Origin of the sequence: Pseudomonas sp. R9.37 (assembly GCF_963878885.1) — a bacterium.
Lineage (GTDB): Bacteria > Pseudomonadota > Gammaproteobacteria > Pseudomonadales > Pseudomonadaceae > Aquipseudomonas.
In genome coordinates this window covers 1-20,549 of sequence record NZ_CAWNZA010000011.1, presented here as the reverse complement: position 1 = coordinate 20,549, position 20,549 = coordinate 1, and the positions used below count along the sequence as shown (strand labels likewise).

The following is a 20,549-nucleotide window of genomic DNA, read 5'->3' as shown; positions in this document are numbered from 1 at the left end:
TCGTGATTTAGCTCAAAAAAGGTGCGTCATGCAGCCCTTCGTTATCGCTCCATCGATTCTCTCCGCCGATTTCGCCCGCCTGGGTGAAGAAGTGGACAAGGTGTTGGCCGCCGGCGCCGACTTCGTGCACTTCGATGTCATGGACAATCACTACGTGCCCAACCTGACCATCGGCCCGATGGTCTGCGCGGCGCTGCGCAAGTACGGCATCACCGCGCCAATCGATGCGCACCTGATGGTCAGCCCGGTGGACCGTATTGTCGGCGACTTCATCGAGGCCGGCGCGACTTACATCACCTTCCACCCGGAAGCCACACTGCATGTCGATCGCACCCTGCAACTGATCCGCGAAGGCGGCTGCAAGGCAGGCCTGGTGTTCAACCCTGCCACTCCGCTGAGCGTGCTCGAGTACGTGATGGACAAGGTCGACATGGTCTTGCTGATGAGCGTCAACCCAGGCTTTGGCGGGCAGAAATTCATTCCCGGCACCCTGAACAAACTGCGTGAAGCCCGCGCGCTGATCGATGCGTCGGGCCGTGACATCCGCCTGGAAATCGACGGTGGGGTCAACGTCAACAATATCCGTGAAATCGCTGCCGCCGGCGCCGACACCTTTGTGGCCGGTTCGGCGATCTTCAATGCGCCGGACTACCAGGCCGTCATCGACACGATGCGTGCCGAACTGGCGCTGGCGCGTCCATGAGCGGCTTTGAGCAGCTGTTCCCCGGCAAGCTGCCACGGCTGGTGATGTTCGATCTGGACGGTACCTTGATCGACTCGGTGCCGGACCTGGCAGCGGCGGTGGACCAGATGCTGCTCAAGCTGGGGCGCAAGCCTGCAGGGATCGAGTCGGTACGCATGTGGGTCGGCAACGGCGCGCAGATGCTGGTGCGCCGGGCCTTGGCCAACAACATCGATGCCGAAGGTGTCGATGATGTGGAGGCTGAGCACGCCCTGGAGTTGTTCAACGCGGCCTATGAAAACGGCCACGAGCTGAGCGTGGTTTACCCCGGCGTACGCGACACGCTCAAGTGGCTGCACAAGCAGGGCGTGGAAATGGCCCTGATCACCAACAAACCGGAGCGTTTTGTCGCGCCGTTGTTGGATCACATGAAGATCGGCCGTTACTTCCGCTGGATCATCGGTGGCGATACGTTGCCGCAGAAGAAACCCGACCCGGCGGCGCTGTTCTTCGTGATGAAAATGGCCAATATCCCGGCCTCCCAGTCGTTGTTTGTCGGTGACTCGCGCAGTGATGTGCTGGCCGCCAAAGCTGCGGGCGTGCAGTGTGTGGCGCTCAGTTACGGCTATAACCATGGCCGACCGATTGCCGAAGAAGCGCCGGCGCTGGTGATTGATGACCTGCGTCTGTTAATCCCCGGTTGCTTGGGAGCGGGCGCTGAGATAACGTTGCCCGACATCGAATCAACCCCTTCTGGAAACCCCATCGTGGTGGTCACTCGCAAACTCTGGATGAAAGTCATCAAGGCCCTGGCCCGCTGGCGTTGGCGCGCCTGACTGATCCTGGCCGCGCTGCGGCACGTTTGCACACCTGACCGTTTGACCCTCAAGCCACGAGGCACCTCATGATCCGCGAAGAATTCCTGCGTTTGGCCGCTGCCGGCTATAACCGTATCCCGTTGGCCTGCGAAACCCTGGCCGACTTCGATACGCCGCTGTCGATCTACCTGAAACTGGCCGACGAGCCCAACTCCTACCTGCTGGAATCGGTACAAGGCGGGGAGAAGTGGGGCCGTTACTCGATCATCGGCCTGCCGTGCCGCACGGTGCTGCGGGTGCACGACCATCATGTGAGCATCACGCTCGATGGCGTCGAGATCGAAAGCCACGACGTTGAAGACCCGCTGGCCTTCGTCGAAGCCTTCAAGGCGCGCTACAACGTGCCGACCATCGCCGGCCTGCCACGCTTCAACGGCGGCCTGGTGGGCTACTTCGGCTACGACTGCGTGCGCTACGTGGAAAAACGCCTGGGCAAATGCCCGAACCCGGACCCGCTGGGCGTGCCGGACATTCTGCTGATGGTCTCCGACGCGGTGGTGGTGTTCGACAACCTCGCCGGCAAAATGCACGCGATTGTGCTGGCGGATCCTTCCCAGGCCGATGCCTTCGAGCAAGGCCAGGCCAGCCTTGAAGCCTTGCTGGAAAAACTGCGCCAGCCGATCACCCCGCGCCGTGGCCTGGACCTCAGCCGTCCACCGGCTGCCGACCCGGTGTTCCGCTCCAGCTTTACTCAGGATGACTATGAGCGCGCGGTGGATACCATCAAGGAATACATCCTCGCCGGTGACTGCATGCAGGTAGTGCCGTCGCAACGCATGTCCATCGACTTCAAGGCCGCACCGATTGACCTGTACCGCGCGCTGCGTTGCTTCAACCCGACGCCGTACATGTACTTCTTCAACTTCGGCGACTTCCACGTGGTGGGCAGTTCGCCGGAAGTGCTGGTGCGCGTCGAAGACAACCTGATCACCGTGCGCCCAATCGCCGGCACTCGCCCACGCGGCGCGACCGAAGAGGCCGACCTGGCGCTGGAAGAAGACCTGCTGAGCGACGACAAGGAAATCGCCGAGCACTTGATGCTCATCGACCTGGGCCGCAATGACACCGGCCGCGTCTCGGAAATCGGCTCGGTAAAGCTCACCGAGAAGATGGTCATCGAGCGCTATTCCAACGTGATGCACATTGTCTCCAACGTTACCGGCGAGCTGAAGGAAGGCCTGACCGCCATGGACGCGCTGCGCGCGATTCTGCCGGCGGGCACCTTGTCGGGCGCGCCGAAGATTCGCGCGATGGAGATCATCGACGAACTCGAACCGGTCAAACGTGGTGTGTACGGCGGTGCCGTGGGGTATTTCGCCTGGAACGGCAACATGGACACCGCGATTGCGATTCGTACGGCGGTGATCAAGGACGGTGAGCTGCATGTGCAGGCGGGTGGCGGGATTGTGGCCGACTCGGTGCCGGCGCTGGAATGGGAAGAAACCCTGAACAAGCGCCGTGCGATGTTCCGGGCGGTGGCGTTGGCTGAGCAAACCCCGCAAAACTAAAGCCAAATGTAGATCCAACTGTGGGAGCGGGCTTGCTCGCGAAGGCAGAGTGTCAGTCACTGGATGTGTCGCTGATACACCGCCTTCGCGAGCAAGCCCGCTCCCACATTGGTTTTTCGCTGATCTTATAAGCAGTTTAGAAATCCAGACTCACCCCCACACTCACCCCTTGCTGGGTCAAATTGTCATCCTTGCTCACGTTATACGCCGCCCGTAACGCCAGCTCCTGGGTCAGCTTGTGGCTGACGCCCAGACTCAAGCGATCCGAATTGCTGCGTGGCGTGTAGCCGTCCAGCTTGAAATCGATCCCTGGCACGCTGTTGAGCGACATCTTCACTCTCTGTGTGTCGTTTTCGAACTCATGCTCGTGGGCCACTTCGCCAAACACCTGGGTTTGCGGCGTGACGCGATAGCTGCCCTGCAAGCCGACGCCCAGGCGCTTGGAGTCGCGTTGTTGATCGTCAAAGGTCAGTGCGGTGGAGCGGCTGTCCTTTTCCGAATAGCCATCGACCTCGACCCGTGCATAGTCGGCGCTGATGAACGGTGACAGGTGCCAGTCGCTGCCGGCGCCGGCAATGTCGTAACCCACGCGGCCGCTGAGGGCCCAGAGCCAGCCGTCGGTGTCGCCTTTTTCGGAGCCTTCGCTGACGCCCAGGGCGAACTTGCGCTTGAGGCTGTCGAAGTCCAGTTTGCCGCCGGTCAACGCCGCGTCCGCCCACCAATGGTTTTGCTGGTATTGGGCGAAAGCGGTGCCCATGTAGCTGTTGAGCTTGTAGTCCGAATCGCTGGCGCCGGCTTCAAGCGTCTGCCGATACAGGCCGGCTGCCACGCCTACGCGCCAGTTTTCGTCGAGCCGGTAGCTGCCCCCGACATTCAGGTTGTAGCCACTGCCGTCGCCGCTGGCCGAGCTGTTTTGATCATCGAAGTTCAGGCGTTGGCCGCCACCGGCCACGATGGCACGCCATTGGCCAACGGCTTGCCAATTGCCGTTGTCCGCTTGCCATTGGTTGCGCAGTTCGTCCTGATGGGCGCGCAACGTGCCTTGGGCCATCTCCGGCAGCAAGGTCAGTTCCCACGGCGCCGCAAGCAGTGAATAGGCGTAGTCGGCGATCAAGCGTTGCCCGGCGATGGTGGGGTGGACCGAGTCGTTGTAGATCAGCTTGGTCGGGTCCGGGCTGGTGCCGCCAATGCCGTAGGTCGGGTTGGCGGTGCAGCTGTTGCCGCTGAAACAGGTACCGGTGAGGTTTTGTCCGGTCGCCAGGCCAAAGCGGGCCGGGTTGGCGAAGGCTTCATTGAGCAGCAGCGGAATATTCAACGGGATGATCTGCGCATCGATCTGAGACAGGCGCTGCACCAGTGACTGGTTGAAGAGGTTGCTCAGGGCCGAACTCGACGCCTGCAGCGGCGTGCCGTTGATGGCTGGAGTCAGGCCCAGGTCGGGCAGCATCCACACCATGATGTAGCGCGCGCCGGCCTGTTGCAGCACTTGGGCACTGTCGGCCAGGCGCCCGCCGGCGGCAACAGCCTGGCCTGGGCTGAGGACGCGGCCTTGCAGGAAGTCATTGCCGCCACCGGACAGGAAATACAGCGCGTTGGGGTCGGCTCGCCCGCCGTTTGCCGGCAGATAACCCTGGCGACTGCGCAACACCGTACCGCCACCGGGGTTGCCAGGCGGAATCGCCGCGTTGGAGACCGAGGTAATGGAATCCAGGATGTTGTCGGTACGGTAGCCCCCGACTGCCCAGTTGTTGCCGTCGGGCAAACCTTGCGCCGCGCGAACCGGCGAGGTGGAGGCATTCAGGTCGTTTGGCGCAACACCCAGCCGGGAACCGAGCAAAGTCGACGAAACCAGGCCGTAATCGCCCTGGAAGGTCGGGCCGGTGCGGTTGGTAAAGCGTAGCGTGGCGCCATTGGAGCCATCCGGGAACTGACCGGCATCGGCCAGGCTGTCGCCGAAAACGACCATGGTTGAATACGGTGAGGAGGCTGCGAACGCCTGCGCGCAGGCCAGTGATAAGAGGCAGCCGGCAAGCGGTGCGAAAAACGGAGGTCTGAACATGCAAAATTCCATTTAGTTGTTTTTGTATCGGAAGCGAAACACTAGCAATGTAGTGAGGGTTCTCTGTGAAGAAAACAGTTTTTTCCTATAAAGATTTCGTCGTGATTACCCCGTATTCGCGGCTCCATATTGCACCGCTGGCGAGGCTACGTTACTGTGCCTGAACGTATGAATGAGACCCTCCCCGTGTTGATCATCAGCAAACTCTTGATGCGAGTAGTCAAGGCACACGCCCGTTGGCGTTGGCGCGCCTGACATTTTTCTCTGCCGGCTTGGCCGGACCTGTACCGATTTGCCTTCTTCACCCGTTGTTTTGACGCCCCTTGCCGGCTAACCCTGGCAACCGGAACGTGCGTCTGGCAGCGGGTCACTCTCGGAAGGCGGTCATTCGAAATCAGTGAATTCAAGAGGTTTGAACCCACATGTTGCTGATGATTGATAACTACGACTCCTTTACCTACAACGTTGTGCAGTACCTGGGCGAGCTCGGTGCCGAGGTCAAGGTCGTGCGCAATGACGAACTGACGGTCGCCGAAATCGCCGCCCTGAACCCGGAGCGCATCGTGGTTTCGCCAGGCCCTTGCACGCCGACCGAAGCCGGTGTGTCCCTGGAGGCGATCAAATATTTCGCTGGCAAGTTGCCGATCCTGGGCGTGTGCCTGGGCCACCAGTCCATTGGCCAGGCCTTTGGCGGTGATGTAGTTCGCGCGCGCCAGGTGATGCATGGCAAGACCAGCCCGGTGTTCCATAAAGACCTGGGCGTATTCCACGGTCTGAACCTGCCGGTAACGGTCACGCGCTACCACTCGCTGGTGGTCAAGCGTGAGACCCTGCCCGAGTGTCTGGAGCTGACCGCCTGGACCCAGCTGGAAGACGGTTCGGTCGATGAGATCATGGGCCTGCGCCACAAGACACTGAATATCGAAGGGGTGCAATTTCACCCCGAGTCGATCCTGACCGAGCAGGGCTACGAGCTGTTCGCTAACTTTCTCAAGCAGAGCGGCGGCACGCGCTAAGGACTTTCCATGGATATCAAGACTGCCCTGAGCCGTATCGTCGGCCATCTGGACCTGAGCACCGCTGAAATGAGCGATGTGATGCGCGAGATCATGACCGGCCAATGCACTGACGCGCAGATCGGCGCGTTCATGATGGCGATGCGCATGAAGAGCGAAAGCATCGACGAAATCGTCGGCGCTGTGTCGGTGATGCGTGAGCTGGCCGACAAGGTCGAACTCAAGACCCTCGACGGCGTGGTCGATGTGGTCGGCACCGGCGGTGACGGTGCGAATATCTTCAACGTGTCGACGGCTTCCTCCTTTGTGGTCGCGGCGGCCGGTTGCACCGTGGCCAAGCACGGTAACCGCGCGGTGTCTGGCAAGAGCGGCAGCGCCGACTTGCTGGAAGCGGCCGGGATCTACCTGAACCTGACGCCGGTACAAGTGGCGCGCTGCATCGACAGCGTCGGCATTGGCTTCATGTTTGCTCAATCCCACCACGGTGCGATGAAACACGCCGCCGGCCCGCGCAAGGACCTTGGCCTGCGCACCCTGTTCAACATGCTCGGCCCGCTTACGAATCCGGCCGGTGTGAAACATCAGGTGGTGGGTGTGTTCAGTCAGGCGCTGTGCCGCCCCTTGGCCGAGGTGTTGCAACGCCTGGGCAGCAAGCATGTGCTGGTGGTGCATTCCAAAGACGGTTTGGACGAGTTCAGCCTGGCAGCCCCGACCTTTGTGGCGGAACTGAAGAATGACCAAGTCACCGAGTACTGGGTCGAGCCCGAAGACCTCGGCATGAAAAGCCAGAGCCTGCATGGCCTGTCGGTGGAAAGCCCGGCCGCCTCGCTTGAATTGATTCGGGATGCCCTGGGGCGTCGCAAAACGGAAAACGGCCAGAAAGCTGCCGAAATGATCGTGCTCAATGCCGGCGCGGCACTGTATGCCGCCGATCACGCCTACAGTCTCAAAGAGGGCGTGGCCCTCGCACATGATGCATTGCACACCGGGCTCGCTCGCGAGAAGCTCGAAGAACTGGGTGCCTTTACTGCGGTGTTCAAGATGGAGAATGAAGGATGAGTGTTCCGACCGTTCTGGAAAAAATCCTGGCCCGCAAGGCTGAAGAAGTCGCCGAGCGTCGCGCCCGCGTCAGCCTGGCCGAGTTGGAAGCTCAAGCGAAGATCGCCGACGCGCCGCGTGGTTTTGCCAATGCCCTGATAAAGCAGGCCAAGGACAAGCAGCCCGCGGTCATTGCCGAGATCAAAAAAGCCTCACCCAGCAAGGGCGTGATTCGCGAGCTCTTTATTCCTGAAGAGATTGCCAAGAGCTACGAGAAGGGCGGCGCGACCTGCCTGTCGGTCCTGACCGACATCGACTACTTCCAGGGCTGCGACCTGTTCCTGCAACAGGCCCGCGCGGCGTGCAAGTTGCCGGTGATCCGCAAAGACTTCATGGTCGACCCATACCAAATCGTCGAAGCCCGTGCCTTGGGCGCCGACTGCGTGCTGCTGATCGTCTCTGCACTGGATGACGTGAAGATGGCCGAGTTGGCAGCCGTGGCCAAAAGTGTTGGCCTGGATGTGCTGGTGGAAGTCCACGATGGCGATGAGCTGGAGCGTGCACTGAAAACCCTCGATACACCGTTGGTGGGGGTCAATAACCGCAACCTGCACACTTTTGAAGTCAGCCTGGAAAACACGCTGGACCTGTTGCCGCGAATTCCGCGCGACCGTCTGGTGATCACCGAGAGTGGCATCGTTAACCGCGCCGATGTGGAACTGATGGAAATCAGCGGTGTGTACTCGTTCCTGGTGGGCGAAACCTTTATGCGCGCCGAGAACCCGGGGGCGGAACTGCAGCGTTTGTTCTTCCCTGAGCGTGGCGTGGCGGTCAGCGGCTCCACATTAGACTGATTTGGATTGCGGTCAACAATGTGGGAGCGGGCTTGTGTGGGAGCTGGCTTGCCTGCGATAGCATCACCAGGGTGTAACTGATACACCGAGGTGCCTGTATCGCAGGCAAGCCAGCTCCCACATTGGTTTTGTGTCTATTCAGAGAAGTAGGTGTTTGATGATTCAACCCCTATCGATGACCGTAGAAGCAGGCCTCGCTGCCGAACAAGACCTGTTGGCGGCCGTTTGCGCTGGCGAGCGAGCGTTCGGGCTGCTGTTCTGGCAGCCCAGCGACCAAGCGCTGGTCATGCCGCGTCGCTTGAGCCGCTTGCCCGCGTTTGAAGCCGCGAGCCACGTATCAGCCGATGCCGGTTGGCCGGTATTGCTGCGTGAAACCGGCGGTGAGCCGGTGCCGCAGTCTGGCGCTACCGTCAATATCGCCCTGGTGTACGCGCCGCCACGCAGCGAAGGCGATCAAGGGCGCATCGAAACCGGTTACCAGCGTTTGTGCCAGCCGATCTGCGACTTATTGATTGAGTTGGGCGGTGATGCGTCCGTCGGTGAAATCGACGGTGCGTTTTGCGACGGTCGTTACAACGTCAACCTCAACGGTCGCAAGATGGTGGGTACCGCCCAGCGCTGGCGACAGAGCGGCGGCCGCCCGGTGGGGTTGGTGCACGGTGCCCTGTTGCTGGATGACGATCGCGAGGAATTGATTGCAGCGGTCAACCGTTTCAATGAAGCCTGCGGCCTCGACCAGCGTGTACGTGCCGACAGCCATATCGCACTGCATGAAGCCTTTCCCGCGCCGGATGCGATCAGCCGGCTGGATACCTTGTACCGTCAAATGCTGGCCGGCTTCCTGGCGGGTTAACGCGTACCGAACACCACCATGGTCTTGCCTTTGACGTGCACCAGGTTGCGCTCTTCCAGGTCCTTGAGTACGCGACCGACCATTTCCCGTGAGCAGCCGACAATGCGCCCGATTTCCTGACGCGTGACTTTGATCTGCATGCCGTCCGGATGGGTCATGGCATCCGGTTGCTTGCACAGCTCCAGCAGGCAACGGGCCACGCGGCCGGTGACGTCAAAGAACGCCAGGTCACCGACTTTGCGCGTGGTGTCGCGCAGGCGCTGGGCAATCTGGCCGCTCAGGGCGTAAAGGATGTCGGGATCATGCTGGGCCAATTCGCGGAATTTCGCGTAACTGATTTCGGCAACGTCGCATTCAATCTTGGCGCGCACCCAGGCGCTGCGTTCCTGCTCTTTGCCGGCTTGCTCGAACAGCCCCAGCTCCCCGAAGAAATCGCCGGTATTGAGGTAGGCGATGATCATCTCGCGACCGTCTTCATCCTCGATCAGGATAGTGACCGAGCCTTTGATGATGAAGAACAGCGTTTCGGAACGTTCGCCCGCGCAGATGATGTTGTGCTTGGCCGGATAACGCCGGCGCTGGCAATGCATCAGCAGCTTGTCGAGATTCTTGATCTTGGGTGTGGGAGTAAGAGCAACCATGGTTGTATCCCGGAAAGACTGCACGGTGTGGTTGGATTTATTTTTTTATCCAGCGATGTCGGCATTGATACACGCTGTACAAAGGATGGCAATGCGCCATTGAATTGGCGCCAGCTTACCAGACACATTCTGCCTCGATTAAGGAATTTACCGAGCAAACGCTGTCATTGATCGCTTTGAAGGCAGGACGCTGCGGTTCCAAGGCCCTGTGCTAAGCTGGCGACCCTTTTTTAGCAGTGGAGTCTGGGCGATGAAGGCACGCATCCAATGGGCGGGCGAAGCCATGTTCCTCGGTGAGTCGGGCAGTGGCCATGTGGTGGTCATGGATGGCCCGCCGGAAGCCGGTGGCCGTAACCTGGGCGTACGTCCGATGGAAATGCTCCTGCTGGGTGTCGGCGGTTGCAGCAATTTCGACGTGGTCAGCATCCTGAAGAAGTCCCGCCAGGCCGTGGAAAGCTGCGAAGCCTTCCTGGAAGCCGAGCGCGCCACTGAAGACCCGAAGGTGTTCACCAAGATCCACATGCATTTCGTGGTGAAGGGCCGGGCGCTGAAAGAAGCCCAAGTCAAGCGTGCCATCGAGCTGTCGGCCGAGAAGTATTGCTCGGCGTCGATCATGCTGGGCGCGGCCGGTGTGGCAATCACTCATGATTATGAAATCATCGAGTTGGGTTGATCGCCAAGCGGCAAAAGAAAGGGCGCCTGTGTGGCGCCCTTTTTTGTGGGTCAGATTCAATGCACTTAGATGCGATAGGTGCTCTTGGTCATGACTTTGGCCAACAGGCTCATGCCAAACCGCACCGGCGCCGGGAAGCGAAAGCCGCCCGCATCCAGTGCGCTGTCTGCGTGGTGTTCTTCATCAATGCGCATCTGCTCGAGAATGGCCCGGGACTTTTCGTCTTCGGCCGGCAGCTGTTCCAGGTGTTCATCCAGATGTTTGCACACCTGATGTTCCGTCGCTGCGACAAAGCCAAGGCTGACCTTGTCACTGATCAGGCCGGCAGCAGCGCCGATACCAAACGACAAACCATAAAACAGTGGGTTCAGCACGCTCGTATGGCTGCCCAACTGACGAATGCGCTGCTCACACCAGGCCAGGTGGTCGATTTCTTCCTCGGCGGCATGTTCCATCGCCGCGCGCACCTGCGGCAGCTTGGCGGTCAGCGCCTGGCCCTGGTACAGCGCCTGGGCACAGACTTCGCCGGTATGGTTGATGCGCATCAGACCGACGACGTGGCGGGTGTCGGTCTCGCTCATCTGCGAATCCGGCTGCACGATTGCGGGCGATGGGCGGTACGGTTGGCCGCTGAACGGCAACAGCGTGCGCATGGCCATGTCGGCTTGCAGCAACAGACGGTCAATCGGCGAGTAGTGACGTTGGGTAGTCATGCTGACCTCCGGGAAGAATCTCGGCGGCCAGTTTACCGCAAGAGAGGGCGAAGCGTTTGCGTTGAGTCAAGGGCATGAAGTCGCAGCACTGGGCCGCGACATCTGCAGGAAGGCTGATCAGCCCGGTGGCCAGTTCATCTGGCGCTGCCCCAGCACGTGCATATGAATGTGATAAACGGTCTGCCCGCCTTCTTCATTGCAGTTCATCACCACGCGAAAGCCTTTCTCGCAGCCCTGTTCCACAGCCAGACGCTGAGCGGTAAACAGAATATGGCCGGCCAGGGCTTTATCGTCTTCGGTGAGGTCATTGAGGGTGCGGATCGGCTTTTTTGGAATGACCAGAAAATGCACGGGCGCCATCGGGGCAATATCGTGGAAAGCGAGGACCTGGTCATCTTCATAGATGATCTTCGCCGGTATTTCCCTGTTGATGATCTTGGTGAACAGAGTATCCACAGCTGTTTCTCCATTGTGAAAGTGCAGGGGAGTGTACCCAGGCCGTCAACGTGGGCAATAGGCCTTGTTGATCGCGCCGGCAATCTTGCGGGTCAGCCAGCGGGGGCTCAGGCGCGGGCTGAACGCCAGCCAACGGTTGCGCAGCCCGGGAATGATGATGGCTTTGTTTCTTTCCAAGGCTCGCACGGTATAAAGCGCGACTTCTTCCGGGCTCATCAGTTGTTGGCTGCGGTCGAGTTTGGCGGTGTCCATTTGCGCGGTACCAAAAAAGGCTGTGCGTGTGGGGCCGGGGCACAGCACCGAGACCTTGATGCCACAGCTCTTCAACTCTTCGCGCAGCCCTTCGGAGAAGTGCAGTACATACGCCTTGCTGGCGTAATAGCTGCTCATCCATGGGCCCGGCTGAAACGCGGCGACCGAAGCAACGTTAAGAATCTGCCCGCCGCCATGCAGCGCCATGGCATTGCCCAGGGCATGGCACATACGGGTCAGGGCCAGGATGTTGACTTCGATCAGGTCTTGTTCGGTCATCCAGTCCTGGGCCAGGAACGGTCCGCTGGTGCCGATGCCGGCGCAGTTGACCAGCAGGTCGATCTGCCGCTCGCCCTCTTCAAGCTCCAGCAGGAACCCGGACAGGCGCAGCGGCTCGCCCAGATCGCAGGCGCGAAACAACACCTCGACGCCAAAGCGTTGAGTCAATTCGATTGCAATGCTTTCCAACTGATCACGCTGGCGGGCCACCAGAATCAAGCTGCGGCCGCGACGGGCCAATGCTTCGGCCAAGGCCAGGCCGATGCCGCTGGAGGCACCGGTGATCAGAGCGTAACGGGTCATGCCTTTCTCCATCGCAACGCCGCCGGGCCTGTGACAGAGGCATCACAGGCGCCGGGCGTTTCTCACTGTTCTGGAGAGTCTACAGGTTCGGCTGCGTCGTCAGCACTTTGCGCGCCGTCTTCTTCATCGACGATGACGCTTTGATCAGTGTCGTCATCGGCATTGATGGAGCTGCTTTCGTAGCTATTGCTCATATTGGCTTCGAATTGATTCAGGTAACCGTTCATGCCCAGCGTGACCAGGATGGCGAGCATCACCGGAATGAACGCCAGCCACATGGCAGCCAGCACCTTCACCGCAGTAGAGTTGCGCGGTGGCGGAGGGCCGTATTGGTTGGCACCTGGATTACCGGGCAGCACCAGCAGCAACAGCGGGAAAACGCTGTTCACCAAGGGCACCAGGTTCAGGAAGTACAGCCAGCCAGACCAGCCCAGATCGTGCAGGCGTTGCACGCCGATTTGCACGCTGACCCAGACCAGTGCAACAAACAGCGCGAAACCCAGCAGCGAGCCGAGAATAGCGCCGGCTATTGGCGAGGCGGTGGCGACGGCGAAACTGGCGGTGCTGATAATGCCCGCGGCGACCAGCATGGCGACGGTCAATACCAACGTCCAGGCCAGGTAGCGCAGGCGACCGATACGCCCGTGAATGGTGAAAACCTTGAGCGTTGCGAATTCCTCGGTGTTATCCCCCACGGCTGCACGGGGTGGCGCGTAAGGCGAGGCGGCGGCGCGCGAAAAATCAGCGGCGCTGGTCTGCGTTTCGTGGGTTTCGGCAAGGCTGAACGCCACGGGCTGCTCATCTTCGATGCGGGCATCAACACCGGCGTTTTTCAGCGCAGTCAGGTAGGTCTCGGCATCCGCGCGCGACAGGTCACGCTTGAGCGCAACGGGGCGTCCGGTGAAGAGCTTTTCGATCGACTCGACATCGCTCTTGAACAACTCGGCGAGGTTGAGTTTGGCCGTGGTGCTTTCGACACCCGGGAGCAAGGCTCCGTCAAACACGATCTTGAAACGGTTGTCGCTCATGCGGGCATCCTTGTCACTGGTAAAGGAGGGGAGTTGCCGGCCCGCTTCAATCGGCAGGCCTGGCGAGTGTATCAGCGTGGCCAGCGCAGTTGTGTCGCCTGTTCGCGGGCCTTGCGGTATTCGGCATCCAGGCGGGCAATCAGTTCATCGACGCCGGGCAGATCATCAATCTCACCGACGCCCTGGCCCGCAGACCACACCGTTTTCCATGCCTTGGCCTCGTCGCTCAACGGCTTGAGCTTGGAGCCGAAGTTGACTTCGCCTTTGCCCTGTAAGGCTGCGAGGTCGAAACCGGCGTTTTCCAGGCTCTGGCGCATAAAGCTGGCGGGCACGCCGGACACTGCGGGAGTGTGCACGATGTCGGCGGCACGCGATGTGAGCAGCATCTCTTTATACGCATCCGGGGCATGGCTTTCAGTGGTGCCGATAAAGCGTGTGCCGAAGTAGGCGAGGTCTGCGCCCAACAGCTGGGCGGCGAGGATCTCGTGGCCATGGTTGAGGCAGCCTGCCAACAGCAGGGTTTTGTCGAAGAACTGCCGAATTTCGGCGATCAGCGCGAACGGACTCCAGGTGCCGGCATGGCCCCCGGCGCCTGCAGCCACGGCGATCAGGCCATCAACACCAGCCTCTGCGGCTTTCTCGGCGTGGCGCCGGGTGGTGACGTCGTGAAACACCAGACCGCCGTAGCTGTGCACGGCATCGACCAGTTCTTTCACCGCACCCAGGCTGGTGATGACGATCGGCACTTTGTGCGCCACACAGATCGCCAGATCGGCCTCCAGGCGGGGGTTGCTGTTGTGCACGATCAGGTTGACGGCATACGGCGCGGGGTTATCCAGCTGCGCCAGGCCCGCTTCGATTTCTTCCAGCCAGGCCTCGAAGCCGCTGCTTTCACGTTGGTTCAGTGCCGGGAAACTCCCGACCACGCCATTGCGACAGCAGGCCAGTACCAGTTGCGGGTTGGAAATCAGGAACATCGGCGCAGCCACCACGGGCAGGCGCAGACGTTGTTCAAGCAAAGCGGGCAGCGACATTGGAGGTACCCCGAGTGATTGAAGTTAGAACGGTTTGACCACGACCAAAATTACGACAGCCAGCAATATCAGAACCGGTACTTCATTGAACCAGCGATAAAAGACATGGCTGCGGGTGTTTTCGCCACGGGCAAAGCGTTTTACCTGTGCGCCGCATATATGGTGGTAACCGATGAGCAGCACGACCAGGGTCAGTTTGGCGTGGATCCAGGCACCGGATTGAAAGATGGCAGGGTTGAGGTAGATCAGCCAGCCGCCGAATATCAGCGTGGCGATCATCGCCGGGCCCATGATGCCGCGGTAGAGCTTGCGCTCCATGACGCTGAAGCGTTCTTTGCTGACGGTGTCTTCACTTTGGGCGTGATAGACGAACAGGCGGGGCAGGTAGAACAGCCCGGCAAACCAGCAGACGATAGCGACGATGTGGAAGGCTTTGATCCATAGATAGAGCATTTCTAGTTATTCCCAGGTTTACGGTAACTGAAGATAGTAGTGGCTCATGCGCCCGTACGTCACGTTGACGGTTGTCGCAGGGCGATGTGGCCCCTATTATCGACGGCTTTCCAGTGGGTTCGTTGAGGGCAGGTTTATGGTCAAGGTCGGTATCGTCGGCGGCACGGGTTACACCGGTGTCGAATTGCTGCGTCTGTTGGCTCAGCATCCGCAAGCTGAGGTGGTGGTTATCACTTCCCGATCCGAGGCCGGACTGGCCGTGGCCGATATGTACCCCAACCTGCGAGGCCACTACGACGGCCTGGCGTTCAGCGTGCCGGACATCAAGACCCTTGGCGCCTGTGACGTGGTGTTTTTCGCAACGCCTCACGGGGTGGCGCATGCACTGGCCGGTGAACTGCTGGCGGCGGGGACCAAGGTCATCGATCTGTCGGCCGATTTCCGTCTGCAGGATGCTGACGAATGGGCCAAATGGTACGGCCAGCCGCACGGCGCGCCTCAATTGCTGGAAGAGGCGGTATACGGCCTGCCTGAAGTCAATCGCGAGCAGATCAGGCAAGCACGCCTGATCGCGGTGCCGGGTTGCTACCCGACTGCCACGCAGTTGGGTTTCCTGCCATTGCTCGAAGCCGGGCTGGCGGACACTTCGCGCCTGATCGCAGACTGCAAGTCGGGTGTGAGCGGCGCCGGTCGTGGGGCAGCTGTGGGTTCGCTGTACTCCGAAACGTCCGAAAGCATGAAAGCCTATGCGGTAAAAGGGCACCGCCACTTGCCGGAAATTCGTCAAGGGCTGCGGCGTGCCGCTGGCAAAGAGGTCGGTCTGACGTTCGTGCCGCACCTGACGCCGATGATTCGTGGCATTCACTCCACGCTGTACGCAACCGTGGTCGATCGTTCGGTAGATCTGCAGGCGCTGTTTGAAAAGCGTTATGCCAACGAACCGTTCGTCGATGTAATGCCAGCTGGCAGCCATCCGGAAACCCGCAGCGTGCGTGGTGCCAACGTCTGCCGTATTGCCGTGCACCGTCCGCAGGATGGCGACCTGGTGGTGGTGTTGTCGGTCATCGACAACCTGGTCAAGGGCGCCTCGGGCCAGGCGGTGCAGAACCTGAACATCCTGTTTGGCCTGGATGAAAAGCTGGGCCTGTCCCACGCGGGCATGCTGCCGTAAGGCTTGCCTGCTGCTGTGCAAAAGGCCCGTTGATCGGGCCTTTTGTGTTTTTAATGGCGGCAACGCAGATTGATATACCGTAACAATAGTTGACCGCTTTTCTAGGAGAAGCGGATAATGCCCGCCATTACGCATATGGCGGCGGTACGCCGGGAGATTATCAGCATGAGCGTTGAGTCCTTCACCCCCACGGCTTTGCAATTCACCCACGGTGCTGCGCACAAGGTGAAGAGCCTGGTCGATGAAGAGGGTAATGATCGCTTGAAGCTGCGCGTATTTGTTACGGGCGGCGGTTGTTCAGGGTTTCAGTACGGTTTTACCTTCGATGAAGATGTGGCCGATGATGACACTATTGTCGAGCGCGAAGGCGTCAGCCTGGTCGTGGACCCGATGAGCTTCCAATACCTGGCAGGTGCCGAGGTGGATTACCAGGAAGGTCTGGAAGGTTCGCGTTTCGTGATCAAGAACCCGAATGCCACCACGACGTGTGGGTGCGGGTCTTCGTTCTCGATCTGATCCATAGCAGATAAAAAACGCCGCTTGGCTTTGAAAGGCCAAGCGGCGTTTTGCTGTCTGGGAGTCAGGCCGGGTAAATCGCGCCCAGTACCCGCAGCCCACGTGCGCCGGTGACGCTGGGGCGGTTGGCGGCAATGCCTTCAAGGCAGCAATGGGCCAGCCAGGCGAAGGCCATGGCTTCGACCCAGTCGGGATCGACGCCATAAGTGGCGGTGCTGCTGACTTGGGTGGACGGCAGCAGCGCCGCCAGACGGTTCATCAGCGTGGCGTTATGCGCGCCGCCGCCACAGACCAGCAGCGTTTCAGTCGCGGACTGTGCGGTTTGCAGGGATTCAACGATGGTCAGTGCCGTCAGTTCAAGCAGGGTTGCCTGTACGTCCTGAGGCTTAAACGCGGGTAATGTGCCGAGGTGTTGCTGCAGCCAGCTCAGGTTGAAGACTTCACGTCCGGTACTTTTCGGGCCTTTGGTGAGGAAGAAGGGGTCGCTGAGTAGGCGGCTGAGCAACTGAGGCTCAACCTTGCCACTGGCGGCCCACTGCCCGTCGCGGTCAAAGTGCTCGCCGCGCTGTTGGTGAATCCAGGCATCCAGCAAGACGTTTCCGGGGCCGCAGTCGAAGCCGGCGACCGGCTTGCCGGTCTCGATCAGGCTGAGGTTGCTGAACCCGCCTACGTTTAATACGACACGGTTGCCGGCACGCTCACCGAACAACGCCTCATGAAACGCCGGCACGAGCGGCGCGCCCTGGCCGCCGGCAGCGACGTCGCGGCTGCGGAAGTCGCTGACCACGGTGATGCCTGTCAGCTCGGTTAGCAGCGCAGGGTTACCGATCTGAACGGTAAAGCCACGGGCCGGCTCATGGCGGATCGTCTGCCCGTGGCTGCCAATGGCGCGAATGTCTTCCGGCTTGAGGTTCTGCTGTTGCAGCAAGGCGTGGATGCCCTGGGCGGCGAGCGTTACCCAGTGTTGCTGGGCAATCGCTGAACGTGCGATCTCATCCGGGCCGCTGGCGCACAGGCTTAGCAACTCGGCGCGCAGGGTCTCGGGCATCGGGATGTAGTGCGTGGCGATCAACTTGATCGCCGGGTCTTGTTCGATCAGGGCGATATCCAGGCCATCAAGGCTGGTCCCGGACATCACACCTATATAGCGCGGCATACCTTAACGCTTCGCCGAGGCCAGCAGGGTAGAGCGCTCCTGGTCCATGCGGGCCATTAGCGGCTGGCTTTGCTGCAGGAAGCGTGCGCGCTCGGCTTTGGCGATCGGGTCGGCCATCGGCAGCTTCTGGCCCAATGGGTCGACGTGAACGCCATTCACCTGGAATTCATAGTGCAAGTGCGGGCCAGTGGACAGGCCAGTGGTGCCGATGTAGCCGATCACCTGGCCTTGCTTGACGTTACTGCCTGTGGACACGCCTTTGGCGAACCCTTGCATGTGGCCATACAGCGTGCGGTAGGTGTTGCCGTGCTGGATGATCACGGTATTGCCGTAGCCACCGCGACGCCCGGCCAGCAACACCTTGCCATCGCCGGCTGCTTTGATCGGCGTGCCACGCGGGGCGGCATAGTCGACGCCTTTGTGAGCGCGGATCTTGTTCAGGATCGGGTGTTTGCGGCCCATGGAGAAACGTGAGCTGATGCGGGCGAAATCTACCGGCGTGCGGATGAACGCCTTGCGCATGCTGTTGCCATCAGCCGTGTAGTAGCTGGTATTGCCTTGTTTGTTGGTATAGCGAACGGCGGTGTAGGTCTTGCCACGGTTGGTGAAACGCGCCGAAAGGATGGCGCCGGTGCCGACCACTTTGCCGTTGGCGACTTTCTGCTCGTAGATCACGTCGAATTCGTCGCCTTGGCGAATGTCCTGAGCGAAGTCGATGTCGTAGCCAAACACACTGGCCATGTCCATGGTCATGCTGTGGGACAAGCCGGCGCGGGCGGCCGATTGCGACAGCGAGCTGTTGATCACGCCATGTATGTAGGCGGAGCGCATCACCGGTTTGGTGGTGATGCGGTTGAAGGCAAAGCCTTTGGCGCCTTTGGTCAGCGAGATGCTTTCGAGGTCGCTGACATTGCTGTGCAGGTTGTTCAGCTGGCCGTTGGGTGCCAGCTCGAACTGAAGCTTCTGCCCGTGCTTGAGCTGAGTGAATTGTTTGGCTTGTTTATCGCTCGCCAACACCTCATTAACAGTAGAGGCGGGCAGGCCCACTTTCTCAAACAGCGTTGAGAGAGTGTCGCCTTTGGCCACGATCACTTCGCGGTGCAGGGAATTCTTGTCCGCAACGGCCGCAGGCGGCTCTTGAGTGGCTTGTTGAGTGTCTTCGGGAGTGCTTTCTATCTGCGCAAAGGGTGATTCGGTTGGTGCATTTGTGGCTTGTTGCGCTTCAGCAGCGTCTTGATCTTGTGTCAGTTGTTCAACTGGACTTTCCAGGTCAAGGCTCAGGGATGTTCGTTTGGCTTCTACGTCACTGGAAGGGAATACCAGGAGTGCCAGGCTGAGAAGAGCGGCGATACCACTTGCGGCGAGCAGGTGGGTCTTCGGGTAAAGCGGCGGCGCTTTAGACGGTTCTGTGGTCATAAGTAATTTTGACTTTGAAGATGAAATGGAAAAGATGAATGACATGATGAAGATGAAATAACTGTATAAAATATAACCAAATCATCTGTGGCGCAAGCTTGCGAACGCTGGGCTTGCTGAACGGTGTCCGTGCGCAGGGCAAAACTTGTAATTAGTCCCTGATCTTGTATGGTTGGTTCCCTTTTGAATCTGAGCCTTGCGGGTCTGTTATGAAGTCGGTTGAAGAGCAGCTAGCGCTGATAAAACGTGGTGCGGAAGAACTGTTGGTCGAGGCCGAGCTGATCGAAAAGCTCAAGCGTGGCCAACCCCTGCGTATTAAGGCTGGCTTCGATCCAACGGCGCCGGATCTGCACCTGGGTCACACCGTGCTTATTAATAAGCTGCGTCAGTTCCAGGAGCTGGGGCATCAAGTCATCTTCCTTATAGGTGACTTCACCGGGATGATCGGTGATCCAAGCGGCAAGAGCGCAACGCGACCGCCGCTGACCCGTGAGCAGGTTCTCGACAATGCCGAGACCTATAAGACTCAAGTGTTCAAGATTCTCGATCCGGCCAAGACCGAGGTGGCCTTCAACTCCACCTGGATGGACAAGATGGGGCCGGCTGACTTTATCCGCCTGACATCTCAGTACACCGTGGCGCGCATGCTTGAGCGCGATGACTTCGACAAGCGCTACTCCACTAATCAGCCGATCGCGATTCACGAGTTCCTGTACCCGCTGGTTCAAGGGTATGACTCGGTGGCGTTGCGCGCGGACGTTGAATTGGGGGGCACCGATCAGAAGTTCAACCTGCTGATGGGTCGTGAGCTTCAGCGTGCGTATGGGCAAGAGGCGCAGTGCATTCTGACCATGCCGTTGCTGGAGGGGTTGGATGGCGTCAAGAAGATGTCCAAGTCCTTGGGTAACTATGTAGGTATTCAGGAAGCGCCGGGTGTGATGTACGGCAAGCTGGTTTCAATTCCGGACGCGTTGATGTGGCGTTACTTTGAGCTGTTGAGTTTCCGCTCGATGGATGAGATCAATGCGCTGCGTGCTGACGTCGAGGCGGGTGCCAATCCGCGTGACGTCAAGATCAAGTTGGCCGAAGAGATTGTGGCGCGCTTTCATGGTGAAGAGGCTGCGGCAAGTGCTCACCGTGCGGCAGGCAATCGTATGAAGGATGGCGAGTTGCCGGATGATCTGCCGGAGATCGAGCTGACTGCTGCTGAAGCGATGCCGATCGCTGCAGTGCTTAACAAAGCTGGCTTGGTGAAGAACTCGGCGGTTGCGCGTGACCTGTTGGGTTCCGGCGGCGTGCGTATAGATGGTGAGGTTGTTGATCGCACCTTTATATACCAGCTGGGCGCTACCCACGTTTGCCAGGCCGGTAAGAAGGCATTTGCGCGTATTACGCTTAAATCCGAATAAACCTGAAATTAAGTGTTGACGGCGTTTTATATCTGTCTATAATTCGCCCCACTTCCGGCGCAGTCGAAACGGAAAACTCCTTGGTAAACAAAGAGTTACGCAGAATTCGACAGCGAGTTGCTTCAGTTCATCGAAGCCCAGAAGGAGTTGGTAGAGCAGTG

At 59.7% G+C, this 20,549-nt stretch carries 21 protein-coding genes; 11 read left to right on the top strand and 10 right to left on the bottom strand.

Translation table 11 applies throughout. The features are described from left to right. The first annotated feature begins 28 nt into the window (after positions 1–28). From rpe to trpE, 3 genes are all read left to right on the top strand, one after another. Positions 29–703, top strand: a complete 675-nt coding sequence (gene rpe, locus AACU78_RS06770; protein WP_106575506.1) for a ribulose-phosphate 3-epimerase — start codon at positions 29–31, stop codon at positions 701–703. Continuing rightward, positions 700–1,518 carry a phosphoglycolate phosphatase gene (locus AACU78_RS06765; protein WP_106575505.1) on the top strand — a complete coding sequence of 273 codons (819 nt, stop codon included), beginning with the start codon at positions 700–702 and terminating at the stop codon, positions 1,516–1,518. Before rpe ends, AACU78_RS06765 begins: the two co-directional genes overlap by 4 nt. Before the next feature lie 68 nt (positions 1,519–1,586). Beyond that, positions 1,587–3,068, top strand: coding sequence for an anthranilate synthase component I (gene trpE / locus AACU78_RS06760; RefSeq protein WP_106575504.1), 1,482 nt, complete (start codon positions 1,587–1,589; stop codon positions 3,066–3,068). 136 nt (positions 3,069–3,204) lie between these two features. Here the strand turns inward: trpE and estP are convergent, their stop codons facing one another. Continuing rightward, positions 3,205–5,127, bottom strand: coding sequence for an esterase EstP (gene estP / locus AACU78_RS06755; RefSeq protein ID WP_106575503.1), 1,923 nt, complete (start codon positions 5,125–5,127; stop codon positions 3,205–3,207). Between the two features lie 422 nt (positions 5,128–5,549). Between estP and AACU78_RS06750 the strand changes: the two genes are divergently transcribed. The 4 genes from AACU78_RS06750 to AACU78_RS06735 all read left to right on the top strand — a co-directional run bounded on the left by AACU78_RS06750 (position 5,550) and on the right by AACU78_RS06735 (position 8,888). Next, complete coding sequence (locus tag AACU78_RS06750; protein ID WP_094951420.1) at positions 5,550–6,143, top strand: aminodeoxychorismate/anthranilate synthase component II; 594 nt, start codon at positions 5,550–5,552, stop codon at positions 6,141–6,143. Positions 6,144–6,152: 9 nt separating this feature from the next. Continuing rightward, complete coding sequence (gene trpD / locus AACU78_RS06745) at positions 6,153–7,202, top strand: anthranilate phosphoribosyltransferase (protein ID WP_106575502.1); 1,050 nt, start codon at positions 6,153–6,155, stop codon at positions 7,200–7,202. Next, complete coding sequence (gene trpC / locus AACU78_RS06740; protein ID WP_106575501.1) at positions 7,199–8,035, top strand: indole-3-glycerol phosphate synthase TrpC; 837 nt, start codon at positions 7,199–7,201, stop codon at positions 8,033–8,035. The genes trpD and trpC overlap by 4 nt, the downstream gene beginning before the upstream one ends. Positions 8,036–8,192: 157 nt before the next feature. Further along, on the top strand, positions 8,193–8,888 hold the full coding sequence (locus tag AACU78_RS06735; RefSeq protein WP_106575499.1) for a lipoate--protein ligase family protein: 696 nt from the start codon (positions 8,193–8,195) through the stop codon (positions 8,886–8,888). Here AACU78_RS06735 and crp read toward each other — a convergent pair. Continuing rightward, positions 8,885–9,529: a cAMP-activated global transcriptional regulator CRP gene (gene crp / locus AACU78_RS06730; RefSeq protein WP_106575498.1), complete on the bottom strand. Its 645-nt coding sequence runs from the start codon at positions 9,527–9,529 to the stop codon at positions 8,885–8,887. The genes AACU78_RS06735 and crp overlap by 4 nt on opposite strands. A 250-nt stretch (positions 9,530–9,779) precedes the next feature. Here crp and AACU78_RS06725 point away from each other — a divergent pair, with 250 nt between their 5' ends. Then, complete coding sequence (locus AACU78_RS06725) at positions 9,780–10,202, top strand: OsmC family protein (protein ID WP_005792019.1); 423 nt, start codon at positions 9,780–9,782, stop codon at positions 10,200–10,202. 65 nt (positions 10,203–10,267) lie between these two features. Here AACU78_RS06725 and coq7 read toward each other — a convergent pair whose 3' ends face one another. The 6 genes from coq7 to hemJ all read right to left on the bottom strand — a co-directional run bounded on the left by coq7 (position 10,268) and on the right by hemJ (position 14,720). Further along, on the bottom strand, positions 10,268–10,915 hold the full coding sequence (coq7, locus tag AACU78_RS06720) for a 2-polyprenyl-3-methyl-6-methoxy-1,4-benzoquinone monooxygenase (protein ID WP_106575497.1): 648 nt from the start codon (positions 10,913–10,915) through the stop codon (positions 10,268–10,270). A gap of 117 nt (positions 10,916–11,032) precedes the next feature. After that, entirely contained in the window at positions 11,033–11,371 is a 339-nt protein-coding gene (locus AACU78_RS06715) for a histidine triad nucleotide-binding protein (protein WP_106575496.1), read from the bottom strand. 45 nt (positions 11,372–11,416) lie between these two features. Next, on the bottom strand, positions 11,417–12,205 hold the full coding sequence (locus AACU78_RS06710; protein WP_106575495.1) for an SDR family NAD(P)-dependent oxidoreductase: 789 nt from the start codon (positions 12,203–12,205) through the stop codon (positions 11,417–11,419). A gap of 62 nt (positions 12,206–12,267) precedes the next feature. Next, positions 12,268–13,233: a DUF805 domain-containing protein gene (locus AACU78_RS06705; protein WP_106575494.1), complete on the bottom strand. Its 966-nt coding sequence runs from the start codon at positions 13,231–13,233 to the stop codon at positions 12,268–12,270. A gap of 71 nt (positions 13,234–13,304) precedes the next feature. Further along, the gene (locus AACU78_RS06700; protein WP_106575493.1) at positions 13,305–14,267 is read right to left on the bottom strand and encodes an NAD(P)H-dependent flavin oxidoreductase; all 963 of its coding nucleotides are present in this window, start codon (positions 14,265–14,267) and stop codon (positions 13,305–13,307) included. A gap of 24 nt (positions 14,268–14,291) precedes the next feature. Continuing rightward, on the bottom strand, positions 14,292–14,720 hold the full coding sequence (gene hemJ, locus AACU78_RS06695; RefSeq protein ID WP_106575492.1) for a protoporphyrinogen oxidase HemJ: 429 nt from the start codon (positions 14,718–14,720) through the stop codon (positions 14,292–14,294). Positions 14,721–14,856: 136 nt separating this feature from the next. On the opposite strand from hemJ, the gene argC reads away from it, so the two are divergent. Both argC and erpA read left to right on the top strand, forming a co-directional pair. Beyond that, entirely contained in the window at positions 14,857–15,891 is a 1,035-nt protein-coding gene (gene argC, locus AACU78_RS06690) for an N-acetyl-gamma-glutamyl-phosphate reductase (protein WP_106575491.1), read from the top strand. Positions 15,892–16,056: 165 nt separating this feature from the next. Further along, positions 16,057–16,407 carry an iron-sulfur cluster insertion protein ErpA gene (gene erpA / locus AACU78_RS06685; RefSeq protein ID WP_003176443.1) on the top strand — a complete coding sequence of 117 codons (351 nt, stop codon included), beginning with the start codon at positions 16,057–16,059 and terminating at the stop codon, positions 16,405–16,407. Between the two features lie 64 nt (positions 16,408–16,471). Here erpA and AACU78_RS06680 read toward each other — a convergent pair whose 3' ends face one another. Both AACU78_RS06680 and AACU78_RS06675 read right to left on the bottom strand, forming a co-directional pair. Then, positions 16,472–17,563: an anhydro-N-acetylmuramic acid kinase gene (locus AACU78_RS06680; protein ID WP_106575490.1), complete on the bottom strand. Its 1,092-nt coding sequence runs from the start codon at positions 17,561–17,563 to the stop codon at positions 16,472–16,474. A gap of 3 nt (positions 17,564–17,566) precedes the next feature. Next, positions 17,567–18,979, bottom strand: coding sequence for a peptidoglycan DD-metalloendopeptidase family protein (locus AACU78_RS06675; RefSeq protein WP_106575489.1), 1,413 nt, complete (start codon positions 18,977–18,979; stop codon positions 17,567–17,569). A 209-nt stretch (positions 18,980–19,188) separates the two neighbouring features. On the opposite strand from AACU78_RS06675, the gene tyrS reads away from it, so the two are divergent. Beyond that, entirely contained in the window at positions 19,189–20,388 is a 1,200-nt protein-coding gene (gene tyrS / locus AACU78_RS06670) for a tyrosine--tRNA ligase (RefSeq protein WP_106575488.1), read from the top strand. The last annotated feature ends 161 nt before the right edge of the window (positions 20,389–20,549 follow it).